Raw genomic sequence first — 23169 nt, 5'->3', positions numbered from 1 at the left:
ATTTTGATGCCGAGGAAAAGAGCCGCGCGCCTTGCGGCGCGCGGGATCAATCGGTCATGCCAGAGTCGAAAAATCAGACCGCCCGTTCGGAGGCTGGCGCGGCCGGCGGCACAGCCGGCGCTGCGGCGGTGGGACGGGTCCGAATCCACATGCGGCGCGCGCTCAGGGCGAAGTCGTCGATGAGCGAGTAGACGGTGGGCAGCACAAGCAGGGTCAGGATGGTGGACGCGATGAGCCCGCCCATCACCGTCCGGGCCATGGGAAAGTACCGGTCGTTGAAGATGCTGGTGGTGCCGAATGCCAGCGGCAGCAGGCCCACCACGGTGGTGCCGGCGGTCATCAGGATGGGGCGGAGCCGCTCCAGGCATCCCTCCCGGATCGCCTGGGCGCGGGGCAAGCCGGCGCGCCGATAGTTGTTCACGTGGTCGATGAGGACGATGCCGTTGTTCACCACAACGCCGATGAGAATGAGCAGGCCGATCTGGGCCATGAAGTTGAAGGGGGTGTGGGTGATCCACAGGAAGACCGCCACGCCGACGAACGCGAACGGCAGCGAGAACATGATGGCGAACGGATGGGCCAGGCTCTCGAACAACGAGGCCATGACGAAGTAGACCATGAACAGGGCCAGCAGCATGTTGAAGATGAATTCCTGGTTGCCCTCATCCTGCTCCGCCACCCAGCGGTCGAAGCTCCAGGTGTAACCCATGGGCAGCGGCATGCTGTTCATGATGTCGGTGACCAGCCGGCGGCTCTCGTCGCGGTTTTCCAGGCCGCAGACCACCCCGATGTAGGCGCGGGTGCGGCGGTCCTCCCGCTCGATGGACTGGGCGGTCTTGACGATCTCGAAATCGGCCACGTGCGACAGGAGAATGTCTCCGCCGTCGGCACCGCCGCCCACGATCACGCTCTTGAGGTCCTCGATGTTCTCGCGGTCCTCCTCCTGCAGCTTGACCCAGATCTCCACCTCGCCATCGCTGGAGTGGAAGCCCCGGATCTCGCGCCCGCGGAGCACGATGCCCAGCACCTGACCGACGGCCTGGGCGCTGATCCCATACTTGCCCGCGCGCTCGCGGTCAAGCCGGATCTGCACTTCCTCCAGACCGCGCTCTTGGGCGGTGTGCACTTCCTTGACTGTCGGATTGGCGCGGAACCGGCGTTTGGCCTCCAGAACCAGCTCGTTGAGCGTCTGGGTGTCGTCGCCGTAGAGATTCACGCCCACCCAGTTGGCGGTGTCCACGCCGCGCATCCGCCCCAGGCTGATCCGGGCGCCCGGGATGACCGGCAGTTTCTCACCGATCTGATCGCGGATCTTGGAGGCTTCGCCGGCCACCAGGCGGGCCTGGTCGAAGTAAACCTGGGTGGAGGCGCTGCCGTTGTTGTAGAAGCTGTACACGTCCTTGATCTTCCAGCGTGCCTTGTTGTGAAACAGGTAGGCCTCGACCGGATTGACGTAGGTCTGCTCGATGACGGCATAGTGGTAGTTTTCGGTGAACTCGTACTGGATCCGCAGGTCACGCATCTCCTTGGCTTCGGGCGTGTTGTCCGGCAGCATCTGGAAGGGAACGGTCGCCAGCACGATGATCGCCAGAATGCTCAGGGTCGTGAGGACGCGGTGGCGCATGGTCCAGTCGAGGGCGCGGCCGTAACCCCATGCCAGCGCGGTCCGGGTGGATTCAACCTTGGGCGGACGGATCCTGATGAAGCGGGCCATGGCGAGCGGGATGAAAGCCAGCGAGACGAACAGCTAACAGCACAGGGCGATGATGATGGAGATGCCCACCTCCGACAAACAGGTGGAGAACTCGCTCTTCCGGCCGAAAATGAGGGGGACGAAGATGATGATCGAGGTCAGCGTCGAGGCCACGACCGCCATGACCACTTCCCGGGTGCCCATCCGGGCCGCCTCCAGCCGGGTCTTGCTTTTCTCGATGTGGCGGAAGATCGATTCCAGGGCCACGACGGCGTTGTCCACCAGCATGCCGGCGGAAAGCATCAGCCCCATCATGGACAGCACGTTGAGCGTCCCACCCGACAGGTAGAGGATGCCCACGGCGGAGATGATGGAGAACGGGATGGCGAAGCCCACCACCAGGGTGGCGCCGATCCGGCGCAGGAACAGGAACAGGATGCCGACAGCGAGGAGCGAGCCGTAGAAGCCCGACTCCAACAGGCCGTTGAGCGCCTTGGTGATCTCTTCGGCAGAGTCGTGCCAGATCAGGAGCTGGATCCCCTCAAGGGCGGGATCCTGGTTGATCTCGTCGATCTTCGCGCGGATCGCCCGGACGGTCTCGACGATGTTGGCGTCGGACGCCTTGAGAATCGTGACGGCGATGGCGTAGTCGCCGTTGAGGTGGCGGCCGTAGTCGAGCAGGGGCTCGGAATAATCGATGTCGGCGACATCGCGGAGCAGCAGGCCGCGGTCATCGACCGGGAAGTTGCGGATGGTCTCGAGGTCAGCCAGGGCGTTCTGGGCCAGCACGCCGAAGCGGTGGACCCCGTCGCGCACCCGGCCCAGGGAGACATTGAGGTTGGCGCTGTCCAGCCGGCGGAACAGCCGGCCCACGTCGACGCGGTACTTCTTGATGTCGGCCATGCGGAGATAGATCGAAATCTCCCGCTTGGACACTCCGCCGATCTCGACATCGGCGACGCCCTGGATCCGCTCCAGGGGTTTCTTGATCTTGTGTTTGAGAAAGTCGTAGCTGCCGCGCAGATCGCGCCCCGACGAGATGCGCCCCTCGATGATGGGAATGTCGCTGGAGCGGAAGTTGCGGACGAAGATGTCGTCCACATCGTCGGGCAGGTCGACGCGGGCCTGCTCCACTTTCTCGCGGATCTCGGCACGAATCACGTCGATGTCCAGGCCCCAGTCGAACTCAAGGTTGATGTAGCTGCCATCGGACTGGGAGGTGGCGTTCATCGTCTTGAGGTGCGCCACCGTGGCCAGGGCTTCCTCAAGGGGCTTGGTGATGCTCCGCTCCACCTGTTCCGGTGACGCGTTGGGATAGGGGACGAAGACCTCCACCTGGGGGAAATCGATCTCGGGGAGCAGGATCATGGGTATCTTGATGACGGAGATGCCGCCGAGCACGAGGAAGCAGAGCATGAACATGCAGACCGTCACAGGCGACTTGATGGAGAAGTCGGACAGGTTCATGGCTGCACCTCACTCGCAGGCGGATGGCCGGAGCCCGGTCAGCGGTTCGGGCTTCGCCGCGGCGGTCGCCTGGTCGGCGGCGGTGACCCGCCGATCCACGGCCTCGTAGACCACCGGGATCACGATCAGGGTGAGCAGCGTCGAAAACATCAGGCCGCTCATGACGGTGATGGCCATGGGGGCCCGGATCTCGGCGCCCTCACCGAGGCCGAGTGACATGGGGAGCAGCCCCAGCATCGTGGTCAGCGTCGTCATCAAAATGGGCCGGAGGCGGACCTGCCCCGCAGCCACCAGCGCTTCCCGCTTTGACAAACCCTCGGCGCGGAGCTGGTTCGCGTAATCCACCAGTACGATGGCATTGTTTACGACGATGCCCACCAGGATGATGATCCCGATGAACACCATCACGCTGACCGGGGTGGCGGTGAAGGCCAAACCCAGAACGGCGCCCACTGCGCCGAGCGGCACAGTGAACATGATGATGAACGGATGGACCAGCGACTCGAACTGGGCGGCCATGACCAGGTAGACCAGGAACGCGGCCAGCCCTAGGGCGAACAGCAGGCTGCGATAGGCGGTCTGGAGCTCCTCGTTCTGACCGCTCAGGGCGACCGTCGCGTTGGCGGGGAGCTCCGGCGCCAGGCGGCGCAGTTCCCGGTTGATTTCTGCCGAAACGCTCCCGAGGTCACGGCCCGACAAATTGGCCGAAAGCACCGCGGCCCGGGACGACTTGATGTGGTGGATCTCGTTTGGTCCGCGGGCCATGACGACCTCGGCCACTGCGCCCAGCTTCACCGGAACACCGAGCCCCGCCGGAGCTGGAGCATCGGCTGCAGCGGCGGAGTTGATGACGAGCTCCTTCACCTGGGCCACGGTGGTGCGGTCGGACTCGTTCGCGCGCACCATGATGTCGATCTGCTTGTCCTGCTCCTTGAAACGAGTGGCCACGTCGCCGCGGATCTTGTTCCGGATGACGCGGGCCACCTGGTTCTCGTCCAGGCCGAGCCGAGCCAGTCGCTCCCGGTCGAAGATCACGTGAATTTCCGGATTGCCCATCTCGGCGGTGGTCTTGATGTCGTCGAGTCCGTTGATTCTCGCCAGGATGCCCTCGGTGCGCTGGGAAAGCGTCTTCAATTGCTCCAGGTCGTAGGTCACGACCTCCACCTCGATCGGCCGCTTGAAGGTGAAATGGGCCGGTCGGCTGAACTTGTAGGAGACCTCGGGCAGGGTGTCCAACTCGCCGCGAACCCGGTCGATGCACCGCGCTTCGGCGGCCTTGTCCAAGCGGTCTTTCATCACGAGGTAGACGGCGGCGGTGTTTTCTTTGCGGACCTGGCGGGCGAACTGGTTTTCGTTGGAGCCGCCGATGCTGGAAAAAACGGTGGCCACTTCCGGATATTGTTTGATCCGGCCCTCGACATCCTGCATGAGCCGGTCCGTGTGTTCGATGGATGTTCCTTCCGGCAGCTGGATTTCAAAGGTGAACTCGCCCTGGGTCAGGGGTGGAATCAGCTCGGTGCCGAGCGTGGTGTAGAGCCCGGCGGCGGCCAGCGTGACGACGAGCGTCAGCCCGATCACCACGACCTTGTGGTCCAACGCCAGCCGCAGCCAGTTCGGGTAGGCTCGCTGCAGCGAGAGGAACACCCGGTCAAAGGACCCCAGCACGGGCCGGATGGCCCGGCCGAGCAGCCGGCCGATCCAGCCGATGATGCGGCGTATGTCGGCCAGGACCACCTGGAAGATGGCACCGAAGATGAAGCGGAACAAAGCCCGTATCCCGCGGACGATCCAACGTTCCAGCTGCTGGAAAGGACGGAGCCAGCGCCGCTTGCTTAGCAGCCGCTCCGCAGTGGCGGTCACTGTCTCCGTCGTGGGGTCGGCGCCGTACAGCTCTTCTGCCCGGCGGAAGCGCACCGCCATGAGCATGGGCAGCACAGTCAGGGCCACCACAAGCGACGCCAGCAACGAATAGGTGATGGTCAGCGCCTGGTCCGTGAAGAGCTGGCCGGCGATTCCTTCCACGAAGACCAGCGGCAGGAACACCGCCACCGTGGTCAGCGTAGACGCCGTGACGGCCATGCTGACCTCTGTCGTGCCCCGGTACACTGCTTCGGCCAGTTCCAGCCCTGACCGCTTGTGCCGGTCGATGGCTTCGAGCACGACGATGGAGTTGTCCACCAGCATACCGATCCCCAGGGCGATACCGCCCAGTGACATGATGTTCAGCGTCAGATCGGTTTGGTACATCAGGGCGAACGTGGCCATGATGGAAATGGGGATGGACAGCCCGATCATCAACGTGCTGCGCACGTCCTTGAGGAACAGGAACAGGATGATGGTCGCCAGCAGCCCGCCCATCCAGGCGTTGCTGCGCACTTCGCCGATGGCCTGCTCGATGAAGTCCGCCTGATCGGCGACGATGGCATAGCTCACGTCGGCCGGGATGATCTTGGCTTCCTGCAACGAGGCCAGCCGGCGGGTCACGGCACGGGAGACGGTGACGGTGTTGGCGTCGCCTTCCTTGTAGATCGCCACCTCGACGCTCTCGCGCCCGTTGAGCCGGGCGATCACCTCGCGGTCCTTGGCGCCGCGGACCACCTGAGCGATGTCTTCCAAGCGCACCTGCCGTCCCCCCTCGTCGCGGATGATGATCCGGCGCATTTCTTCGAGCGACTTGAATTCGTTCAGGGTGCGGACCATGTAGCTCGATTCCTGGTCGTACAGGGAGCCGGAGGCCATGTTCAGGTTCTCGCGCTGGAGGATGTCCGTGACCTGGGTGATGGGGATGTCCAGTTCGGCAAGCTTCTTCTCGTCGATATTGATCTGGACCTCTTCCTCGAGGCCGCCCACCACCTTGATCGCGGCCACGCCGTCCATCGCTTCCAGGTTCTTCTTCAACTCCTTTTCAGCGAAAAACCGGAGCATACGCAGGTCGGACAGCCCCTGCAGCCGGACGCGCATGACGGGATCACGGGACGGATCGAAGCGGAGGATCACGGATTTTTCTGCGTCACGGGGCAGTTCCACGAAGTCGAGCTTCTCCCGCACGTCCAGCACCGCCAGGTCCATATCGGTGTCCCAGTTGAATTCCAGCACCACCTCGGACTGCCCCGGTCGTGAGACCGAACTGATCCGGGTGAGGCCGGAGACCACGCCGACGGCCTCCTCGACCGGCTGCGTGATCAGGCTCTCGATCTCCTCCGGCGCTGCGTCGGTGTAGGCGGTGTCGATGGTCAGGGACGGGTAGGAGATGTCGGGCAACAGATTGAGCGCCAAACGGTCGAGCGAGACGATCCCGAACAGGATCACCGCCACCACGAACATGGACACGGTGACGGGTCGGGAGATCGCGCCGCGGATATAGTTCATGAGAGCCTCCTGTTCGTGGGGTCAGGCTGCGCCGGGGATCGCCGGTTCGGAGACGGACTCCGGGCGGGTTCGGTGCGGGCCGTTGCCCAAACGGTCGCCGAGGGGGCAGCGGCGCCCGCCTCGGCCGGATCCGCCTAGCTGTGGAGTCGAGCCAGCTGGTTCTGGCCGTTCTTCCCCTTGACCTGGACGATCTTGATCTTGCCGCCGTCCTTGAGGCCGCCTTGGCCGGCCACGACGACCTGCTGGTTCTCCTGCAGGCCCTGACGGATCTCCACCTGGCCGCCGGTTTCGGTGCCGAGCCGGACGGGCGTGCGATGGGCGATAAGGTTCTGCACGGTGTACACGTACGTCTCGCCGTCTTCGTCGAGTACGGCGCGCTTCGGGATCAGCAGGGCGTCGGCGCGGCGGGCGGTTTCAATCCGCACCGTGACGAACGCCCCGGGCCGGAAGCCCTGCTCAGGTTGCCGCTGTTCCACAGTCACCTTGACCGTGCCGGAGGACTGGTCCACCACCGGGCTGATCCGGGCCACCGTTCCCGAGGCATGGGCGCTGGTGTCGGCACCCAGGCGAATCGTGGCCGCCTGCCCGCTCAGGACCGACCGGCATTCGGATTCGGAGAGAAAGACGTCGGCGTACAGAGGGGAGAAGGCGCTGAGCTTGAACAATGCATCCATTGGACGTACGGTTCGACCCAGTTCCACCTGGCGCTGGACGATGTAGCCGCTGAACGGCGCCTTGATGTGGCAGCGGGCGATTTCGAGGGACACCTGGGCCAGTTCGGCTTCCAGCTCAGCCACACGGTGGGTCAGCTCCCGGCTCTGGGATGCGGACACCCGGGCGTCGTGTTCCAGCTCATTCAGGCGATAGCGGATCAGGGCGACCTCGTGCTCGCTGACCAACTGGTTCTGGTAGAGTTCCTGATAGCGGGCCAGCTCTTCCTTCTGGTTGGCGATCTGGACGGCGGTTTTCTCCTGCTGGATGCCGGCTTTCTCCGACTGGAGTTTGGCCTGGGCCAGTTTCTGCTGGGCGGACTGAAACCGGATCTGAAGCTCCGCATCGTCCAGCACACAGAGCACGGCGCCCGACTGGACGTAGTCGCCCTCCTCGGCCGACAACCGGTGAACGATTCCGGCAGTTTGACTGACCACGTCGACCTCGCGCAAGGCGCGCAGGTTGGTGCTGGCGGTGATGATCGACGAGATCTCGCCCCGCTGGACCGCGGCCAGTTCCACCGGCACCGCCTCCTTGTCGCCGTCCGGGCTCTGGCCGGCTTTCGGCTTCGAAGCGGCTGCGGCGGTTTTGGAAGTGCTGTTCAGAGCGACTGCGCCGATCACCAGGATGGCGCAGAAGCCCAGAAACATGTAAACCTTGACTCGTGTGGATAGTTTCTTCAGCATGACCGTTTCTCCCGCTGTCATGAATTACTGTGAACCAATACGCGCGAGAAACGGGGATAGTTCAGTTCCCGCGGGCCGAGTGGTGCGATGACGGGACGAAGCGGATCCGGCGAGGGACAACAGGGATTGTGGGCGGGATGAGCTGTGGCGTGCAGGCGGACCACCGACGTGTTTGGGTGAATCGGTGGACGGTCCCGGGGATCAGCGGACGAACAGCCGGTGACTGGAAAACTGCGGATCGGAGGTCAGATTGATGCCGAGATCGCGCAAACCGGATTCGTCGCCGGGAGCGGGGATGTGGGTGATATGGGCCTCGCATCCCCGCAGGGCGCGCAGCTTGTCGATGGCCACCTGTGCGGCTGGATTGGTGGTGGCGCTGATGGCCAGCGCGTTGAGGGTCTCGTTGAGGTCGAGGCTGACATCCTTCCCGAACACCTGCCGTTTCAGGCTGGCGATGGAATCGATGATGGTGGGGGAGAGCAGGTGGATCTGGTCCGGGATCCCCGCCAGCCGCTTGACGGCGTTGAGCACCAGACTCGAGGCCGCGTGCATGAGGGGTGAATTCTTCCCGTCCACCACAAAGCCGTCGGGCAGCTCCACCGCCGCGCCGCAGAAGATGCCGTCGTGCCCCTTGCCGCCCTCTTCGGCGGCGCGGGCGGCGACGCGGGCGGGATTCACCACCGGCCGGTCTTCGGGAGTGAGCCCGTTGTCCCGCATCAGCAGCTCCACGCGCTGGGCGGTCTCGCGGTCCACCAGACCCAGCATGTACTCGCAGGCATAGCGAAAGTAGCGGCGGATGATCTCCTGACGGGAGGCGGCCTGGACCGCGGCGTCGTCGACGATGCCGAACCCGCAGCGGTTGACGCCCATGTCGGTGGGGGAGTTGTAGGGCGAGGCCGCGCCGGTGATCTTCTCCATGATCCGCTTCAGGGCGGGAAAGATCTCGACGTCGCGGTTGTAGTTGACGGTGGTCTGGCCATAGATCTCGAGATGGTGCGGGTCGATGACGTTGACATCCCGCAGTTCGGCGGTGGCGGCCTCGTAGGCGACGTTGACCGGATGCTTCAGGGGCAGATTCCAGATGGGAAACGTCTCGAACTTGGCGTAGCCCGCCGAGCGGCCGCGGCGGTAGTCGTGGTAAAGCTGGGCCAAGCAGGTGGCCAGCTTGCCGCTGCCGGGGCCGGGCCCCGTCACGACGACCAGCGGCTTGGTGGTTTCGATGTAGGGGTTGGCGCCGTAACCCGCGTCGCTCACGATCCGGTCGATGTCGGTGGGGTAGCCGGGGGTGGCGCGGTGGGTGTAGACGCGCACCTGGCGCCGCTCCAGCTTGTTCTTGAAAATCCGGGCGGCCGGCTGGTCGTCATAGCGGGTGATGACCACGGCCGTGATCTCGATGCCCCAGTCGGCCAGGTCGTCGATGAGCTTGAGGGCGTCGGCGTCGTAGCTGATGCCGAAGTCGGCGCGCACCTTGCGCTTTTCGATGTCGCCGGCGAAGATGCAGAGGATGATGTCGGCCTGGTCGCGAAGCTGGTGCAGCAGCCGCATCTTGACGTTGGGATCGTACCCGGGCAGCACCCGGGCGGCATGGAGGTCGAAGAGCAGCTTGCCGCCGAATTCGAGGTACAGCTTGTCGTTGAACCGGTGCACCCGCTCCAGGATGGCGGCGGTCTGTTCGCGCAAATACCTGTCGTTGTCGAAACCTGAGTGAGTCGGCACGGTTCCTCCCGTCGGGCGCGGCGATGAATAAAAGGATACAATGCCACCAAGCGCGCCGGGCGTCAAGTGACTTGGTGTGCGGGGCCGACGATCAGGGTCGGACCTCCACCTCGAACGCCAGGATGTAGCGGTCGAGGCGGGGCCGCCAGATCAGCTCCCGCCGGAGGGCGTAGCTGTCTTTCTGGAAGTACAGGGGAATCCAAATATTATCCGCTTGAGCTCGAATCAGGATCCGCTGCAGCAGTTCCAGACGTTGCTGCCGGTCAGCCGTCCGGGTGCTGGCGGCGATCATCCGGTCGAGCTCCGGGTTGCGGTAGCCGACGATGTTGTACCAGCCGAAGTTGGGATCCCGGCCGCGGGAATGAAAACAGGCCTCGAAGATGTCGGAAGCGTCGCCGGTCAGGGGAATCCAGCTCGCCAGAAACATGTCGGACCGGGATGTCTCCACAGGCTGGAGATAGGACAGCTTGTCGATCCCGACCGGGGTGGCCGAGATGCCGACGCCCGCCAACTGCCGAACGCACTCCTCGGCCACCTCACGCACGCGGAAGTACTTGGCACGGGGGTAGCGCAGTTCGACGGCGCTCCCCCGGGGACGCCAGGCTTGGCGCAAGAGCGCGCGGGCCTGTTCCGGGTCATGGCCGGGATGCGCGGCGTCGGGAGTATACCCAAACACCGACCGGGAGACGACCTGGACGGCGGGCTCCCCCATGTGTTCCAGCGGCCCGGTGGTCAGCCGAGTCCGGTCCAATGCCATGGATACCGCGCGGCGCACCGCGGCCTCGCGGAAGGGGTTGGGCCGGCCGTCGGCGAGCTGTGCGCGGAACGTGAGCCCCAGATAAACCAGGCGCAGCCCCGGCGAGACCGGGGCGGTGAAGCGGCCGTCGGCCCGCAGGGCCGGGATCTGACCGGGCGCCGGCGCCGAGATCAGGTCCACCCGGCCCTGCACCAGCAGCTCGGCTCGGGCCGCGTCGTCGGGCTCCACCCGGATGCGCACGCGACGGAACAACCGCTGGAAATGCCAGTGGTTCGGCACCGCCTCAAGGAGATACTCTCGATCACCATGGCGGGCGGCCAGCCGATACGGGCCGGAGCCGAACGGGTTGCGCTTGGTGTCGTGGAGAGGCCGGTTGCGATAGCGGTCGGCCGGCACGACCATGATCTGCGAGAGCTTGCCGAGTAGCGGCGCGTATGGCTCATGGGTCGTGATTTCGACAGTGCCGCGAGACACCGCCCGGACGGATCGCACGGACGAGAGCAACGTCTGCTTGGGCGACTGCCCGAGCTGCCGGATGCGCTCCAGGCTGTAGGCCACATCGGCGGCCGTGACGGGGCGCCCGTCGTGGAAGACGGCGTCGGTGCGCAGGTTGAAGAGCCATGTGCGCGGGTTAGGGTTGCTCCAGGAACATGCCAGCCACGGTCGGCACGTCAGGTTCTCGTCTAGGAAGACGAGCGGATCGAACAGGTGGTGGTAGAAGATGTTGCTGATCTCTTCCGCGTCCAGGTGGGGGTCCAGATGGAGCGGTCCGGTGGGGAGGGCGATGCGCAGCTCGGACCGGCCGTCAAGTCGAAGCCAGTTGTCCGGCCGGTGACAGCCGGCGGACAGGGCCGCCAGCAGCAGCAGGAGCGACACAACCGCTCGAAGAATGGTGCGTCTCATGGCGGTGGCCAGCCGACGAATCGGCGGCCACCGGGCGGAAAACCGCCCGGCGGCCGGTGGGAGAATCCGCTATTCGAGACTGCCGACGGCCTGCTCCACCACATCCAGGATCTCGCAGGAGCGCACCAGCTCCTTCATCCGGGTGTGGTCGGGATAGAGCGGCCGATCCTCGCCGAGATGGGCGACGTATTTGCGAACCACGCCGTGCGCCGCCCGGACGCCCTTGCCCGGCGTGAAGGTCCGGAAGTCCAGTCCCTGGGCGGCGGCCATGAACTCGATGCCCAGCACGCCGCAGGCGTTGTCGAAGATCTGGTGGTTCTTGATCGCCGTATTCATGCCCATGGACACGAAGTCCTCCTGGTCAGCGGCGGCCGGGATGGACTGGGTGCTGGCCGGCATCGACAGGATGCGCTGTTCCACGATGAGGCTGTCGGCGGTGTACTGGCTGAGCATCATGCCGGAGAACATGCCGGCGCCCTTGGTCAGGAACGGCGGGAGCCCCACGCTGAGCGCGGGGTTGGTCAGGCGGTTGAGCCGGCGTTCCGACATCACGCAGACCGTGGTGATGGCAGCGCCCACCATGTCCATGGGCAGGCACACCGGGGTGCCTTGGAAATTGGCGCCGGTCAGGGTGAGCCGATGCTCGGGCAAGAAGATGGGATTGTCGCCGACGCCGTTGAGCTCGATCTCCACCTGCTGGCGGGCGAAGGCCAGGGCGTCGTGGGCGGCGCCGATCACCTGCGGGCTGGAGCGCATGGAGTAGGCGTCCTGGACTTTCATCTTCAGCTTGCCGGTCTGCAGGTCGCTCCCCTCGATGCACTTCATGATCGCCTGGGCGCTCCGCACGGCGCCCGGGAATCCCCGGACCTGGTGCAGGCGCACGTCGTACGGCTTCAGGTTGGCATAGAGGGCTTCGAGGGACATGGCGCAGGCGATCTCGGCCTGCTTGAGCCACCGGTTCATGTCGTAGAGCTGGATGGCGCTCATCGCGGTGATCAAGTTGGAGCCGTTGATGGCGGCCAGGCCGTCGCGCGCCATCAGGCCCGGGACCGGGATGCCGGCGCGGCGCATGGCCTCGGCGCCGGGCAGCCGCTCGCCCTGGTACCAGGCTTCGCCCTCGCCCATGAGCAGGAGGGCGATCTGGGACATGGGCGCCAAGTCGCCGCAGGCGCCCACCGAGCCTTTCTGGCAGACGACGGGGGTGACGCCCCTGTTGAGCATCTCCACGAACGTCTGGGTGATCTCGGGCCGGCAGCCGGACTTCCCGTGGGCGTGCACGTTGATGCGTCCGGCCATGGCGCCGCGGACGTATTCGATGGGGGCGGGGTCGCCGATGCCGGCTGCGTGATTGTAGATCAAGTACTTCTGGAACTGCATGACCTGCTCGTCGTTGAGCACCACCTCGGAAAATTCGCCGATGCCGGTGTTCACGCCGTACATGATCTCATGGGCCTGGATCTTTTCCTCCAGCATGCCGCGGCAGGCGCGGATCCGCTCCAGGGCGTCGGTGCTGAGCGCCACCTTCTCGCCGTGGCGGGCGATCTGGACCAGCCGATCGATGGTCAGGGATTTACCGTCCAATACGATGGCCATACATCCTCCTGGATATGAATGTGGAATGGTTATCCATGAATTGGTGACACCAACGCCCGCTATCTTAGCAGAATCAGGGAGCCTTGGGAACGATGAAGGTCGTGGGCGGTGGCTGTCAGCCCAGCCAGCGGGGCAGCCAGGTGGTGAGCGGGGGCACATAGGTGATGAGGAGCACGCCCAGCAGCAGAACGATCAGAATCGGGATGATGGCCCGAATGACTTCGGGCATGGGTTTGCCGAATCGGTAGGAGGACAGGAACAGGTTCATGCCCACCGGCGGCGTCAGATATCCGAGCTCCAGATTGGCCAGGAAGACGATGCCCAGGTGGACGGGATCGATGCCAAAGGCGGTGCCGAGCGGCACCAGCAGCGGGACCACCACCACGATGGCGGAGAAAATGTCCATCAGGCATCCCACCACGAGGAGCAACACGTTGACCGCAAGCAGAAACACCCAGCGGGAGTGGATGGCGCCGGTGACCCACTCCACCGCCTGGTCCGGTACCTGGGCATCGATGAGGAAATGGGTGAAGCCCAGCGCGACGCCGAGGATCAGCAACACGCCGCCCACCAGCAGACCGCACTCGGTCATGACCCGGGGGACGTCGCGAACGATGCGCAGGTCCCGGTGGATGACGCTCTCGCACAGAAAGGCGTATAGGGCGGTCACCGCCGCCGCCTCCACGGGCGTGGCGTAGCCGGAAAACAGCGCCGCCAGCGCCACCACCGGGATGAGCAGTTCCCACTTGGCGGCCCAGACCGCTGATCCGGCCTCGCGCCAGTCGATGAGGCGGCCGCCCGATTTGATCCTCGGCCCCTGGCGCATCCCCCACCAGGCCGTCAGGATCACCAGCAGGACGCCCGGTCCCATACCGCCGAGAAAGATCTGCTGGATGGTGATGTTGGCCTGAGCACTGGTGTTGGCCACGATGACATAAAGGATCGGCGGCAGGCACGGCGGAAACAGGAGCCCCAGCGAACCGGCGCCGGTGAGCAGACCCAGCGCGGGACGCTCGCGGTAGCCGGCGGCGAGCAGCACGGGCATAAGCAGGCCGCCCAGGGCCAGGATCGTCACGCCTGAGGCGCCGGTGAACGAGGTGAAGAAAGCGCAGACCAGCACGGCCACCAACGCCGGTCCGCCGCGAAATGCGCCCACCAGGGTCTGGAACACGCGGACCAGCCGTCGCGACGCGCCCCCTTCGGCGAGGAAATACCCGGCCAGCGTGAACAGCGGAATGCTGGGCAGGGTGGGATTGGTCACCAGCCCGTAATGCTTCAGCGGGATGGAGAGGGTGGGTTCGCCCTGTCCCCAGAACAGGATGAGGGCGGCGCCGCCCAGGGCTGTGAACACGGGGGCGCCCAGCAGGATGGCGAAGCCCAGCACCACCAGCGCCGGCACCATGAGCAGCTCGGGCTCGAACGGCAGCCCGACGGCCAGCACCGCCAGGCCGGCAGCCAGCGCGCAGGCGATGACGCGCTCTCGCCACCCGGAACCGGCGTGCCAGATCAGGCGGAGCACCACCAGGGCGAAGCCCACCGGCAGCACGAGCTGGACGACCCATACCGGGATTCCGTACACCAGCACCTTGGCGAGCGGGCGCATCGCCTGGATGTATTCGAAGCTGGCGACGCACAGGAACAGGGTGACCGCCGCCGCGACGCTGCTACTGATAAGCCGGGCCGTGGATTTGGCGCGGCCGCTCAAAAAGGTGGTGACGGTGGACAGTGACAGCAGCCGGTTTTCGCGGGCGGCGATGGCGCCGCCGAACATGCCCACGAACAGGCACATGTGCTGCACGATGGTGCTGGAGCCGGAAATGCCGGTGCGGAACAGAGCCCGAAGAACGATTTCAGCCAGTGGCAACACCACCAGCGCGGCCAACGGCAGCACCACCAGCAGGTTCTCCCCGCTGACCAGGGCGCGCTGCCAAGCGGGGCGCGCATGGCCCGGCTCCCGTTGCGGGAGCTCGACGGGGGGGTCGACACTCATCGGCCGGCCGCCCCGGCTTGGGACCGGTACTCTTTTAGAAACCGGGCGACTTCATCGAAGAGATCGGCGGGAACCAGCCGACCGCGGATCTTGTCCCGGTAGGGGTCCACGGCTTTGCGCCACTCGGCTTCGATCTCGGGCGTGGGCACGGTGACCTTCACCCCGCGCTTTTTGAGCGCCTCCACGGAGCGCTCGTTCTCCGCCCGTCCGGCGGCCTTGATCTCCCGGCCCGCATCGGCAGCCATCTTGAGCAGGGCGGGACGCAGTTCGGCCGGGATTTTCTCCCAGGTTTTCCGCGTGACGACGGTGCCGCCCACCAGTGGTCCCCAGTTGAGCAGCAGCATGTTGGATGCCTGGGCGTCCAGTTGGCTGGCCAGGGCAAAGAATGGGGGCATGGCTACCGTGTCGATCAGGCCGGTCTGGAGGCTGGGCATGATGTTCACCGTCTCGAGGGCGACGGGATGATAGCCGGCGGACTTCCACAGATCGAACTCCTCGGCGTTGCCCGCCCAGCAGAAAAACTTGGCCCGGCGAAGATCATCGGGATGGACCAGTGGCTGTTTGGAGAAGAAGCGGACGAAACCCGAATCGCCCCAGAACAACACCACGAACCCCTTCTCCAGCATGCGCTTTTCCAGCGTGGGGCGCAGCTTCTCGATCACGTATTCCAGTTCGTCCAGATTGCGGTAGTTCATGGGCGTGCCGCCCAGGGCCGCCACGCCCTTCTCGATCTCGGACAGACCGACGCCCGTGAGCATCCCGGCGTCCAGGCTGCCCGTCTGCATGAGCCCCACCATGTCGGCCTCACCGCCCTGCGTGCCATCGGGGAAGACCACCAGCTTGACCACACCGCCTGAGGTGGTGCGCCACTTCTCGCCCAAGGCCATCAGGGTCTTGTGGTACGAGGTGCCGCGGGGCGCCAGCGTGCCGAGTTTGATGGTGACTTTGCCGGCTGCCGCCGCGAAGGTGCCCGCACCCAGCAGCAGCAGGGCGGCGGGGAACAGCCGCCGGGCGATCGTCCCCACCAGCGTGCCAACGGGTCTACTCATGCTCCGTCTCCTCGTCGGAATCTGCCGTCAGGAACAGGTCGTCGGCGCGGGCCAGCAGCCAGCGGGCACGGCGTTGCGCGACCAGGTTGGCCAGCCGCCACTCGGGCCGGGCGTCGACATCAACCGCCAGCGCCTGCTCCAGCAGGGACCGGAATTCGGTCAGGTTCTGCGTCTGCACACTGACCGCTTCGGCCAGCGAGACAAACGGTCCGGCCTGTTGGCCGTCGGACAGCCGCCGTGCGCGCTCAAAGTGCTGCCGGGCTTCGGCCTCAGGATTCCGCCCGCTGGCGGCGCGGCCCATGGCGAAGGTGATCATGAACGCTTGCAAACTGCCTCCCCCGAAATCTGGATCCAATGCCAGCGCCCGGTCCATCATCGCCTAGACGATGGGCAGGTCGGCCACCAGGTCCGGGTCGTCCTTGCCCAGCGATATGGCGGCGGCCCAAGCGGCGCCGGTCCAATACAGCAGGGGCACGTCGGCGGCGCGGGCCTGCTGGATCGCGGCTTTCGGGTCGCGCCGAAGGGCATCGGAGAAGCCGGGATGGGCTGCGTCGAATCCGCGTAGACCGTAAGTGCGCGCCCGCAGGTAGAGTTTCCTCGCCCGCAGACGCATGGCGGTGGCGGCGGCGAAGTCGGCATCCTCGAGTTCATCGGCATCCTGCTGGACAAACGCATAGGCATATTGGGTGAATCCACTAGCGGCCGCCAGGAGCAGGCCTTTGTGACGGGGGCTTTCAGCCAGCAGGCTTTCGATGAGCTTCAGGCTGAAGGGCACCGCCGCTTTCACCAGTTCAGGATCCTCGTCGGCGGCGAATGTTTCACCGCCGCCGGCCAGCGCGTCACCGAGGCGGTTCACTGCCATTTTTTTCACGGAACAGGCCGGTCCGAGTCCCGCGGCGATGAGCACGATCAGCAGCACGGCCGCCAGTGGCGGGCAGACGGCAGAAGGCGAGTCATCGCACGCGACGACACGACTGACGGTGGTTTGTTTGGATGACACGATCGACTCCTTCGGCGCCGGGGCGCGGGCGGAAGACCGGCCCAACAGGCCATGCTATCTTGAGATGGATGTTTTTTCAACTTCTATCCAATGCGGATGACGCGGGATGCGGCTTCGGCCTATTCCAAATCCGGCGGCGGTTTGCGGCGGACAGCCTTGACGGCGGACCGGCGGCGCTTGTCAGCCTGACGGCGGCGTCGGGCCGCCGGAGGGATCGGTGTGGGAATGCGCGGGGGATCCTCGCGCAGGGCCGCCCGCAGAAGGCGGACCAGGCGGGCCAGCGCCCGGTCGCGATTGGTCTTCTGGCTGCGGGTATCTTGCGCCGAGACGAACAGGACGCCGTCGCGGCTCATTCGGCTGGCCAGCCGCTCCTGAATCCGCCGCCGGGCCGCCTCCGACAGACTGGCGGAGGCGGCAACATCCAGGCGGACGGTCACGCGGGTGCTGGCCTTGTTCACGTGCTGGCCGCCCGGCCCGCTGCTCGGCGTGGCCGTGAACGTCAGTTCGGCTTCGTCCAGGAACACGTCGTCGGAAAGCTGGATCATGGCGCGTACCGGTTCAGAGCGTGTCCGTCATCATTCCGTGGCGCGCGGGGCTATTCGGTGGCGATCCCCGCATAACCGCCCAACCGGTTGAAGCCAGGGGACACGAACAGCAGTTGGCCGATGACGGGCTGATCGGCGCTGACCCGCAGCCAGGCGGACGCGGACGGAGCGTCGGGGAACAAATCGTCCACGGCCAGCAGGAACTGGCTGCCGGCCGCCAGGGGCGCCGACCGGACACCCATCAGCGCGCCGCCCCGGTCGTAACCGCTCACGGTGAACGTGCCGTCCTGTCCGGCCAGACTGGTTAAGCGGAGCACACCGGTCCACGCGGCTTCGTCCGGGACCATGGGAAAGATCAGACCGTAACTCCCCCACGGGCAGGCGGGCGCCCCGTCGAACAGGTACGGCTCCGCTAGGCCCGGACGGGTCATGTAGAGCGAGAATCCTGTCAGAGGGACGTCGGCGCCGACGCGCAAACAGGCGGCCCCGGGAATCTCCGCCTGCCCGAAGAGGGCCGGAAGCTCACGCGTGATCTGTTCACCGGGCGCCGTCGGCCAGGCGGCTTCGGCCAGCACCCGGCCGTCGGCATCCTGGATGAACGCGTGTGCGGTGACCGGATCCGTGCCCGAAATGGAGAACGTGACCCCGGTGTAGTACCGCGCGGGATCGGGCACCGCGCCATAGAACAGGCGGTGCGGCCAATCCATCTGGCCGGACGGCAGCGGCGCGACCCGGATCTGCCGGCTGTACGCGGAGAAGGTGCCCGCGCCGTCGACGGCTTTCATGAGAAACGTGTAGGTGCGGCCGGTCTCCAGTCCCGTGACCGTGAAGGCAGTCGATTCGGTCTGGCCGACCTCGGTGGTGTACATCCCGTTCTTCCGGTAGATCACATAATGAACGCCGGGCTCGACATTGGCGTCCCACCGCAGGCGCACGGCGGTGTCGGAGATGCCCCAGCCCTGGAATCCCGCGGGCCGGGCCACCGAATCAGCGGCCGGCGGGATGTCCCGAAGCACCGGCGGACCGGTCAGCGGTGTCATCAGGACAGCCGGCAGACCGGCCAATCCCTGGTCCACGAACGAACCGAACAATTCGAAGCCCATCAGCTCCCGCTCGGCGGACACGGCCACGAATCGGATGAGGATCGGCTCGACGCCCGGGAAGATGCCGTCCAACAGCCGGACATATTTGCCTCGGGCTGGGATGACCACATCGATCGCCGCCAGCTCGTCGCCCGATTCCGCCAACGCGGTCAACCGGGCGGCCACCGCCGCCTGGCCTGGATTGACGAGCGTCAGGCCGGTGTAATAGATATCGGAAATGTACACGAACGGAAAGACCAGCGCGATATCCCCTCCGCGGAGGAGGGGCATGGTGACGAGGCTCTGGTCGTCATCGGTGCCGAACACGGTGACGCCTTCGATCCGGGATGCGTCGGCGACGAGCACCCAGAAATCGGTGGCCGCGGGTACCCCGGGGAACAGGGCATCGGGTGTCAGATTGGTGTGAGCGCGAGCCGGCAGTTCGTGGAGGGTGGCAGTGGCCAGGTGGGTGCCGTCGGCGGCCAGCGCGTACAGCCGGGGCGCGACCGGCGTGTCGCCGGTGTTGGTCAGCACGATCTGGCTGGCCCAGCCGGGCAGCCGGGTGACGTGGGCGGCAATGACCTGGTCGGCGGCGTCGGCGGGCGGCAGCGAAACCGGCACGTCGCCTTCGCAGCGTGTCCGTTCGCCCAGCGCGTCCTGCGCCGTGAAGCCCCAGTGATACGTGCCGGCACGCTCATAGGTGTGGACGGTTCCCAGCGTGGTGGCGGGATCGCTGCCGTCGCCGAAATCCCACACCACCTGGTACGGTCCTGCACCGCCGGAAACAGTGGCACTGAACGTCACGTCCAGCGGGGCCACCCCGGCAGCAGGCGTCGTTTGGGCGGTGCAGGCCAAGATGTGGTTGGCCAGGGTGACCGCAATCCAATCGCTGCCTCGCAACCCGTCGGTGTCGGTGGCCGTGGCGCGGATTGTGTGGGGCCCGTCGGCCCAGGCGGTGGTGTCCCAGTCGACGGCGTAGGGGGCGGCGGTGTCGGCGCCGATGGATACGTCGTCGATGAAAAACTCCACCTGGGTCACGACCACATCGTCGGTGGCGGTGGCCGCGACAGTCACTAGCCCGACGAGCAGGGCGTGCGGGGCGGGCGCGGTGATCTCCGCCACCGGCGAGTGGCCGTCGGCTGCATCGATGCCGTCCAACGTGGTGGCGCCGGTGTTGTCGGGATCCAACCAATCGCGGAGACGCTGGGCGGCGGTGGCGCCGTTGTCCCAGGAGCGGGCGAACTTGCCGTAATAATCCGGCTGGTCGTTCGGCTCCGCCCCGTCGCACGCGGCGGTGCCGCCATGGAGCTGGCCGATGATGCGGTGGAGATCGTCAAACAGCGGTGAACCCGAAGAGCCGGGTTCGGTGGTCCCCAATTCGTACCGGATCGTCTTCCAGTGCGAATTGGCTGGGGTGCCGCCATAGGTGGCGGATACGGGCGGATCGTTATCGAACGTGATCTTTTTGATGTCGCCGCTGGGATGATGAATGCACACCGTATGCGGCGGCGCGGTGTCCACGGCCGACCAGCCGGCGAAATGCACGTTGTATTCCGGCGGCGGATCTTCGCTGAGTCGAAGCAGGGCGACGTCGGAATCCCAGTTGTTGGCCAGCAGGGTTGTACCGGACACCGTGTCCGTCGTCGGCCCGTCGAAGTTGGCGCAGCTGGAGCTCTGATAGTTGAACATGATCACCCATGTTTCCTCGCCGCCGAGGCAGTGGTTGGCGGTGAGAAAGTAGGGCGTATAGTCGTTGCGGACGTTGTTGACCAGCGCGCCGGAGCAGAGTCGCCAGCCGCCGCTGGTCAAAATCATGGCCACCGAGCGGATCTGGGCCTCCCAGGCGGCGCCTTCGGGACACTGCACATTCACGTTGCAGGCGCCCGAGTCGCCGAATGATTTATCCAGCTTGTCGAACACATTCCGGTACCCGTGGATGATCCGGGCGATGGTGATGCAGCCGGACCGATCGACGCCCGGCGGTTCGTAATACTCCAGGGTACACGCGTCGCCCCGGGTGGGCCCGGTGGCGAATCTCCCGTGCGGTTTGTTGTTGCGATGGGTGAAAGCGCCGAGAACCGAACTCTCATCGTCGTTGTACAGGAAGAAGCGGGCGCCGCGGGGCAGCCAGAACGCGTCGTAGACCAGGTTGATGGAGTGGGCGCCGGGGCACACCAGGCGCAACCGCCAGAGGCGGCCGCCATCCGGGAGAGACGACCACGTGCCGGCGGAGTTCATATCCAGGCGCCGCTCAATGGGGTATCCGAATCGGAACGGCAGACCCAGTGCCGCCTCCCGGCGGTCTTCCGCCAGCAGGCTGGGAACATCCACTGGCGGCAGCACGATGGAGTGGATCGCCGGCTGGGTGGACTTCTGAAAACTGTAGGGGAGCCCGCCTTCACTGACCTGGGCCGCAAGCGTGGTGGCGATCATGAGCAGGCCGGCCGCCACGAGCAAGGCACAGGCGGACCGGGCGGCGACGGGGAGAGCTTCACGGCTGATCATGCAACGGCTCCTGAACAGGTGGTCGGTGCGGGCACGGTATTATAGCACGGTCGGGCCGACGCGGCCGGGCATGCGGCGGACCGCATGCCTATGGCCCGCGAGCGGGATCAGCGGCGCGGGAGGGGTCTGGTTCCGTCCGGAACATCCTTTTCGGGGGGCGGGAAGGGGATATGGACGACTCCGATGACCGGAACCGCGCTGCCGTCCGGCGCGTGGGTGGGGTCGAACCGCCAGTGGCGCGCCGCTTCGGCATAGATCATCGCCACGTTGGGGGGGCATGGCGACGGCTGGGGTGTGGCCCGGACGACTGCGCCGGTCTCATCCACCAGCAACTCGATCGGGACGAGACAACTGGTCTTGACAAACCGGGTGAGCGAACGGATGCGCTGCCGCACGTGGGGCGGCGGCATGTATTCGCGCAACCGGGTCCGCAATTCAGGTTCGCTGAGGCGCAGGGGTTCGCGCCGCGCGGAAGCTTCCTTTGGTGCCGGGGCGGTGTCGGTCGCGGGGGTGATGGGCGGTGGTGCAGCCGGCTGGGTGGTGCGCACGGCCGGAGCGGTGACCGGCGCCGGCGGCGTTGCCGCCGCGTCCGATGCATCGCCGGCTGCAGGCGCCGCCGGGCGGATCGGATCGGCCGCCGCGGCGGCGACTGGCGGCGGCGGAACAGGTTTGGCGTCGTCGTCGGCCGACGTCACCGCCGGCTGCGATTCGGCTGCGGGCGACGCGACAACGGGATTGTCGGTACGCCTGGAGTCATCGGTCGCCGGTTGGAACATCCAGTAGCCGACCACCGCGGCGGCGGCCAGAAGCACCGCTGCGGCGCTGCCGACCGCGAGCGGCACCCATGACCGGCGGGTCGCTGTCGGTGGCGGCGGTGCGATGGCCAGGGTGGCGGACGCACCCGTGTCGGTGATGCGTTCGGGCACCTTCACGGGAGCCGGGATGGCCAGAGTGGGATCGGATTCGGCTGCCGGCGCGACGGACAATCCCCGCAGCTGCAACTGAAATTCGGCAATGGATCGGGGGCGGGACGCCGGTTCGGTGGCCAGCGCCCGCAGGATGGCCCGGCAGAAATGGGGCGACAGGCCGGGCTGGGTCGAGTCTGGCGGTGTCAGCGTATCGCCTTTTTCCCGCTCCAAAGCGTCGGGCGGGACCTGGCGGGTGACCATGTAATAGAGCGTGGCCGCGCAGGCGTAGATGTCGGTCCACGGTCCCTGCTCGCCACGCCGATGGTACTGTTCGTAGGGGGCGAATCCAGGCGTCAGGATGACCGATAGGCTCCGGCTCTTTTCCCCCATTGCCAGACGAGCGGCGCCGAAATCGAGCAGGATCGGTTGCCGGGCGGCGGTCAGGTAGATGTTCTGGGGTTTGATGTCGCGGTGCAAAAACCCTTGGCTGTGGACGACGCCGACGCCGTCGAGAATGGGCATCATGACGTCCAGCGCCTGCTGCTCGGTGAGCGGCCGATCCAGCCGTTCGAGGAATTCGGCGAGCGAGATCCCCTCGATGTAATCCATGACCAGGTAGGCGGTGGCGTTTTCCTGGAAGAACGTGCGCACCCGGACCACGCGCGGGTGGTTGAACTTGGCCAGGGTGCGGGCTTCCTTGAGGAACTGCTCCAGCCCGTAGGTGAAGCTCTCGGTGTCGTCCTGGCTGTGCAGGACCACGGTCCGGTGGTCGTCGTCGCGGCCGGCCAAGTCGCGGGGCAGGTACTCCTTGATCGCAACGCGGGTCTCGAGACTGAGGTCATACCCGAGGTAAGTGATGCCGAATCCCCCGGGGCGGCCCAGGACGCGGCCGACGAGGTAATTGTCCCGCAGCAGGGAGCGCGGCGGCAAGGCGATGGGGCTGGTCCGGGAGCGTTCATCGTAACCGCAGGTCGGGCAGATCGGCGCCGTACCCTTTTCGTGAAAGCAGCCGGGGCAGTAGCTCTCGATCGTGCCCATAGACCTCTCCCGGACCGGCGGATCCGGCCCGGGCCGCCGCATCGCCGGGGTCGATCATGCGCCGGAATCGACGGCCGGCGTTGACATTTCCGCCCGGCGCGATCAACGCAACCACGGGTTGATCTCAAGACGGCGGCACGGGCCGCAAGCCAGAAAT

Annotated in this window: 14 protein-coding genes; all 14 read right to left on the bottom strand. The window is 66.0% G+C overall.

Going from position 1 to position 23169, the window contains the following annotated elements; all coding sequences use genetic code 11:
• Window positions 1-73: 73 nt before the first annotated feature.
• Entirely contained in the window at window positions 74-1714 is a 1641-nt protein-coding gene (locus GX414_02270) for an efflux RND transporter permease subunit (GenBank protein ID NLI45914.1), read from the bottom strand.
• 33 nt (window positions 1715-1747) lie between these two features.
• Window positions 1748-3160: an efflux RND transporter permease subunit gene (locus GX414_02265; GenBank protein NLI45913.1), complete on the bottom strand. Its 1413-nt coding sequence runs from the start codon at window positions 3158-3160 to the stop codon at window positions 1748-1750.
• A gap of 9 nt (window positions 3161-3169) precedes the next feature.
• Window positions 3170-6529, bottom strand: coding sequence for an efflux RND transporter permease subunit (locus GX414_02260; GenBank protein NLI45912.1), 3360 nt, complete (start codon window positions 6527-6529; stop codon window positions 3170-3172).
• 134 nt (window positions 6530-6663) lie between these two features.
• Window positions 6664-7926, bottom strand: a complete 1263-nt coding sequence (locus tag GX414_02255) for an efflux RND transporter periplasmic adaptor subunit (GenBank protein ID NLI45911.1) — start codon at window positions 7924-7926, stop codon at window positions 6664-6666.
• Between the two features lie 201 nt (window positions 7927-8127).
• Window positions 8128-9642, bottom strand: coding sequence for a DUF1846 domain-containing protein (locus GX414_02250; protein ID NLI45910.1), 1515 nt, complete (start codon window positions 9640-9642; stop codon window positions 8128-8130).
• Between the two features lie 91 nt (window positions 9643-9733).
• Entirely contained in the window at window positions 9734-11302 is a 1569-nt protein-coding gene (locus GX414_02245) for a hypothetical protein (GenBank protein ID NLI45909.1), read from the bottom strand.
• Between the two features lie 69 nt (window positions 11303-11371).
• Entirely contained in the window at window positions 11372-12895 is a 1524-nt protein-coding gene (locus GX414_02240; GenBank protein NLI45908.1) for an aromatic amino acid lyase, read from the bottom strand.
• A 115-nt stretch (window positions 12896-13010) separates the two neighbouring features.
• Window positions 13011-14885 carry a TRAP transporter large permease subunit gene (locus GX414_02235; GenBank protein NLI45907.1) on the bottom strand — a complete coding sequence of 625 codons (1875 nt, stop codon included), beginning with the start codon at window positions 14883-14885 and terminating at the stop codon, window positions 13011-13013.
• Complete coding sequence (gene dctP / locus GX414_02230) at window positions 14882-15934, bottom strand: TRAP transporter substrate-binding protein DctP (GenBank protein NLI45906.1); 1053 nt, start codon at window positions 15932-15934, stop codon at window positions 14882-14884. The genes GX414_02235 and dctP overlap by 4 nt, the downstream gene beginning before the upstream one ends.
• Window positions 15927-16307, bottom strand: coding sequence for a hypothetical protein (locus tag GX414_02225; GenBank protein ID NLI45905.1), 381 nt, complete (start codon window positions 16305-16307; stop codon window positions 15927-15929). Before GX414_02225 ends, dctP begins: the two co-directional genes overlap by 8 nt.
• Before the next feature lie 6 nt (window positions 16308-16313).
• Window positions 16314-16934, bottom strand: a complete 621-nt coding sequence (locus GX414_02220) for a hypothetical protein (protein ID NLI45904.1) — start codon at window positions 16932-16934, stop codon at window positions 16314-16316.
• Between the two features lie 119 nt (window positions 16935-17053).
• Window positions 17054-17479, bottom strand: a complete 426-nt coding sequence (arfB, locus tag GX414_02215; protein NLI45903.1) for an aminoacyl-tRNA hydrolase — start codon at window positions 17477-17479, stop codon at window positions 17054-17056.
• Between the two features lie 50 nt (window positions 17480-17529).
• Window positions 17530-21066: a trypsin-like serine protease gene (locus GX414_02210; GenBank protein ID NLI45902.1), complete on the bottom strand. Its 3537-nt coding sequence runs from the start codon at window positions 21064-21066 to the stop codon at window positions 17530-17532.
• Between the two features lie 107 nt (window positions 21067-21173).
• Entirely contained in the window at window positions 21174-23012 is a 1839-nt protein-coding gene (locus tag GX414_02205; protein ID NLI45901.1) for a serine/threonine protein kinase, read from the bottom strand.
• Between the last annotated feature and the right edge of the window lie 157 nt (window positions 23013-23169).

The organism is Acidobacteriota bacterium, from assembly GCA_012517875.1.
Lineage (GTDB): Bacteria > Acidobacteriota > JAAYUB01 > JAAYUB01 > JAAYUB01 > JAAYUB01.
This window is presented reverse-complemented; position numbering and strand designations above follow the sequence as displayed.